This window comes from Streptomyces sp. NPDC044063 (assembly GCF_056434285.1).
This window is the reverse complement of record NZ_JBWKFM010000049.1, coordinates 20330-21866: the sequence shown is the minus strand read 5'-3', so window position 1 is coordinate 21866 and position 1537 is coordinate 20330. Positions and strand designations below refer to the sequence as shown.

The following is a 1537-nucleotide window of genomic DNA, read 5'->3' as shown; positions in this document are numbered from 1 at the left end:
ACCACCGATACGCAACGGCTCGACGACGGAGGCAGGCGGGAATGGCGGTGCCCAATAGGCACAAAAAACCCCCCCCCCCCCCCACAACCAACCCCCCCCCCCCCCCCCCCCCCCCCCCCCCCCCCCCCCCCCCCCCCCCCGCATCCGGGCGCCCTCACGATCCCGGGCGTACGACCACCGCCTCGGCCCGGACCACCCCGCTGTCGCGGAAGCGCAGCACGAACGGCAGCCGCTCGCCCACCTGGAGCTTGGGCGGCCGGTAGACCATGATGTCCAGGCCGTGCGGGGACATCTCCAGCGTTCCGCCCGCGGGGACGGTCGCCGAGCGGACCATCCGCATCGAGCCGGCGCCGTTCCTCACGACCGTCCGGCTGAGCATCGCGCCGCCGGCCGTCGGCACGTCGACGCCGATCAGCTCGTCGGCCGCGTCACCCGTGTTGCGCAGCTTCACCATCGCCGCCGTGTTGTCCAGGCCGAACGGCAGCAGGACGCGGGCCTCCTCGACCGTGACCGACGCCGGCCGGCCCGCCGCGCCGGACGTCGTCCAGGCCGTCAGACCGCCGAGGGCGAGCGCGCACGCCGCCACCGGGACGAGGGCGGCACGGGCGGTACGGAGCAGGGCGGCCGCCGTGTCCTTGCCGGCGGTCAGGGCGCTCGGGGTGCTCGGGGCGTCCGTGGCGCCCGGAGTCTCCGTGGCGTCCGTCGTCTTCGTCGCCGGGGCCTTCACTGGTCGCCACCTCGTGCTCGGGCGGGCCGGCTCGGCCCGGTTCGTGGTCCGGTTCGCCGGCCGGCGCGCGCCGCCCCGGCCGGTCGCGGCTGCCAGCCGCGCAGCCGCAGGCTGTTGCCCACGACCAGGAGCGAGCTCGCGGACATCGCCGCCGCCGCGAGCATCGGGTTCAGCAGGCCGACCGCGGCGAGCGGCACGGTGACCAGGTTGTAGCCGAAGGCCCAGAGGAGGTTGGACCGCACGGTCACCGAGGTGCGCCGGGCGAGCCGGACCGCGTCGGCGAGCGCGCCCATGTCCTCGCGGACGAGCGTGACGTCCGCCGCCCCGATGGCGGCGTCCGTGCCGCCGCCCATCGCGATGCCCAGGTCCGCGCCGGCCAGGGCGGCGGTGTCGTTGACCCCGTCGCCGATGACCGCCACCCGGTGGCCGCGCTCCCGGAGCGTACGGACGAGCGCCGCCTTGTCCTCGGGGGTCGCCCGGGCATGGACCTCGGTGATGCCGAGCTCGGCGGCGACGGTACGGGCGGCCGCCTCGCCGTCGCCGGTGGCCAGCACGGGGCGCAGGCCGAGGCGCTTGAGGTGGTCGACGGCGCGGTAGCCGCCGGGACGGACGGTGTCACCGAGGGCGATGACGGCCCGGGGGGTGCCGTCGACGGTGACGAGGACGGGGGTGTGGCCGGCGCGCTCGGCGCGCCGGAGCGCGTCGGCGAGCGGGCGCGGCCATTCCGCCGGACCCTCGCCGCGGTGACCGGGCACCGTCGGGGCTCCGCCCCGGGCCCCGGGCGTGGTGCCGCCTGTCGTGCCGGCCCCG

General features: G+C 77.6%; 2 protein-coding genes. Both read right to left on the bottom strand.

Features of this window, described 5'->3' with window-relative positions; all coding sequences use genetic code 11:
- Window positions 1-154 precede the first annotated feature (154 nt).
- Window positions 155-727, bottom strand: coding sequence for a copper chaperone PCu(A)C (locus tag AC07BS_RS33870; protein ID WP_478935437.1), 573 nt, complete (start codon window positions 725-727; stop codon window positions 155-157).
- On the bottom strand, window positions 724-1537 hold an 814-nt coding region (locus AC07BS_RS33865; protein WP_478935435.1), incomplete at its 5' end, for an HAD-IC family P-type ATPase. The genes AC07BS_RS33865 and AC07BS_RS33870, both read right to left, overlap by 4 nt.